We start from the raw sequence: 2967 nt of genomic DNA, 5'->3' as shown, positions 1-2967 counted from the left end.
CGGAAGGGCGGCTCGTCGAAACTGCGCAGCTTGCGCGAATGCAGCGCCGCACCGCGATCACGTTTGAGGATTTCCACTGTCTCGATACCCGCGGCCAGGTGTTCGGAGACCGAGCGCTGATAGAAGAGATTGGCCGCGCCGGGCAGTTTCAGCTCGCCATGCAGGGGCTTGTCGGAGACGCAGAGCAAGGTCCCATAGGGCACGCGCAGGCGCAGGCCGTTGGCAGCAATCGTTGCCGATTCCATATCCACCGCGATCGCGCGCGACTGGTTGATGCGCCGCGCCTGGGCGGCATAGCGCAATTCCCAGTTCCGGTCGGCAAAGGTGGCGACCGTGCCGGTGCGCAGGCGCGCCTTGAGGGCCTCGCCCTTGTCGCCGCTGACCTGGGCGACGGCGCTTTCCAGCGCGATCTGGATTTCGGCGATCGGCGGCACGGGCACTTCGATCGGCAAATCCTCGTCGAGCACGCCGTCATAGCGCAGATAGGCGTGGGCGAGCACATAATCGCCCAGACGCTGGGAATGGCGCAGCCCGCCGCAATGGCCGATCATCAGCCAGCACTGCGGACGCAATACAGCGAGATGGTCGGTGATGGTTTTGGCGTTGGACGGGCCGACACCGATATTGACCAGGGTGATGCCGCGGCCGCCCGGGGCCTTGAGGTGATAGGCCGGCATCTGGAAACGGCGCCAGGGCGCCCCCTCGACCAGGGCATGGGCATTGGGCGTGTCGGCATCGACCTCGACAAAGCCGGCGGCCGAGAAGGAATCATAGTGATTATCTTCCTTCAGCTGCCGGATCGCCCAGGCGGTGAAGGCGTCGACATAGCGATGGTAATTCGTGAAGAGGATAAATTGCTGCGTATCCTCATAGGGCGTGCCGGTATAATGGCGCAGGCGCTGCAGCGAATAATCGACGCGCGGCGCGGCAAACAGGCTGAGCGGCCGCACCATGCCGGGCACGGAGGGGCTGAGCCCGTTGGGCAGATCATCATTGACCTTGCTCAGATCGGCATAGGGGAAATGATTGACCAGTTCGGCCGGGCTGGCGGCATCCATGTCGAGATCATCAGCGCCGTCGAGCACGTAGGAGAAGGGCATTTCCACATTGGAAAGCCCGGTCTCGATCGTCACTTCATACTCGCTGTCGAGCAGGGTCAATTGTTCGATCAGATAATCGCGGAACAACTCGGGATGGGTGATCGTATTGGCGTAAACGCCGGTATCGGTGAATTTCCCGAACGCCCGGCTGACCGGCGGCGGCGGTCCGTCCGGCAAATAGGTCACCCGTAATTCCGGATAGGCGAACGCGCCTTCGGCCCGGGCTTCAGGACTGGGTGGAGGACCGCCATCGAGGAAGGCTTTGAGGGCGGTCTGGAGACGCTCAACGGAGGCCTGGTACAGCACAATAAGCTGATCAACGGCGTCGGAAGGCGTGTTCGCGATCTGAAAAGGCATCATCGCCAGTCTCTTGCACGAATTGCCGCAAGGGTAAACGCGAAACTCCCAGGGCGGGGCAGCTGCACAGAAAAGCAGGCCGATCGCCAACTATCCGTTGGCCGCAACTCGCCAAGCCTGTAAGGAGCCGGGCACCCTCAACCGGGTTGGAGATCACCATGGAAAACGCGCAAGACTGGATCATACTGAAATTCGGCGGCACCAGCGTCAAATCGCTGGCCGACTGGCGCGTGATCTCCAAACGGATTCAGACCCTTCGCGGAGAGGGCAAGCGCGTCTTTGTGGTCCATAGTGCGCTGGCCGGCATTTCCAACCAGCTCGAAGCCCTGATCACCGCTGCCATGGCGGGCCAGGGCGAGGCGGAACTGGCGGCGATCAAGGTGCAGCATCTCGCGCTTGCGGCAGAGCTGGAACTCGACGGCGAAGCCGTGCTCGCGCCCTTCCTCGCCGAGCTGACGCAATTGCGCGCCGGACTGGCTCTGACCGGCGATGCCTCGCCGCGTTCACGCGCCCGCATCATGGCCCAGGGCGAGCTGATGGCGACCAGCCTCAGTGCCGCCTGGCTCAACCAGACCGGCCTGGCCTGCCAATGGCTCGACGCGCGCGATCTGCTGACCAGCCGCAGCGGTGGTCCGGTCAGCGGCTATCTCGGCGCCGATTGCGACTACGCGCCCGACCCGGCGCTGCAAGACCGCCTGCAAGGCCCCGCCTTCGACATTGTCCTCACCCAGGGCTTTATTGCCCGGCGTCCCGATGGCGATACCGCCCTGCTCGGCCGCGGCGGCTCCGACACTTCAGCCGCCTATTTCGCGGCCAGGCTTGGTGCGCGGCGGCTGGAAATCTGGACCGATGTGCCCGGCTTCTTCTCGGCCGATCCGCGCCTGACCGGCGCCGCGCGCCAGATCAGGGCGCTGAGCTATGACGAGGCCCAGGAGATCGCCTCCATGGGCGGCTCGGTGCTGCATCCACGCGCGATCGCGCCGGTGCGCCAGGCCGGGATCGAGATGCAGGTCTTGTGCACGCACCGCCCGGAGATGAGCGGCACCACGATCAGCGCCACCCCGTCGGAAGACGCGCCGCGCCTCAAGGCCGTCTCCGTCAAGTTCGGGGTTCGCCTGATCACGCTCGACAGCGATGGCATGTGGCATGCCGCCGGCTTCCTCGCGAAGGCCTTCGAACCCTTCGCCCGCCATGGCGTCTCGATTGATCTGGTCTCGACCTCGCAGACCAGCGTCACCGTCTCGCTCGATGCGGATCCGTCTCTCACCCCGGCGGTGCTGGCCGCGCTGCAGGACGAATTGGCGACCATTGCCCGCGTCGAGATGATCGAGAATTGTGCTGCCGTCTCGATGGTCGGGCGCGGCGTGCGCGCCCTGCTGGCCCAGCTTGGACCGGCGATGGAGGCCTTCGCCCATTATCCCGTGCGCCTGATCAGCCAGGCGGCGAATGATCTCAACCTGACCGTCGTCGTCGATGAGGACCAGGGCAAGCCGCTCTGCCGCCGCCTGCA

The 2967-nt window shown here is 64.8% G+C and carries 2 protein-coding genes; one reads left to right on the top strand and one right to left on the bottom strand.

Features of this window, described 5'->3' with window-relative positions:
* The coding region (locus AAC023_RS14190) for an AMP nucleosidase (protein ID WP_339741904.1) at nucleotides 1–1460 on the bottom strand (1460 nt) is incomplete at its 3' end.
* 155 nt (nucleotides 1461–1615) lie between these two features.
* Between AAC023_RS14190 and AAC023_RS14185 the strand changes: the two genes are divergently transcribed.
* On the top strand, nucleotides 1616–2967 hold a 1352-nt coding region (locus AAC023_RS14185; protein WP_339741902.1), incomplete at its 3' end, for an aspartate kinase.

Origin of the sequence: uncultured Maricaulis sp. (assembly GCF_963976135.1) — a bacterium.
Lineage (GTDB): Bacteria > Pseudomonadota > Alphaproteobacteria > Caulobacterales > Maricaulaceae > Maricaulis.
This window is presented reverse-complemented; position numbering and strand designations above follow the sequence as displayed.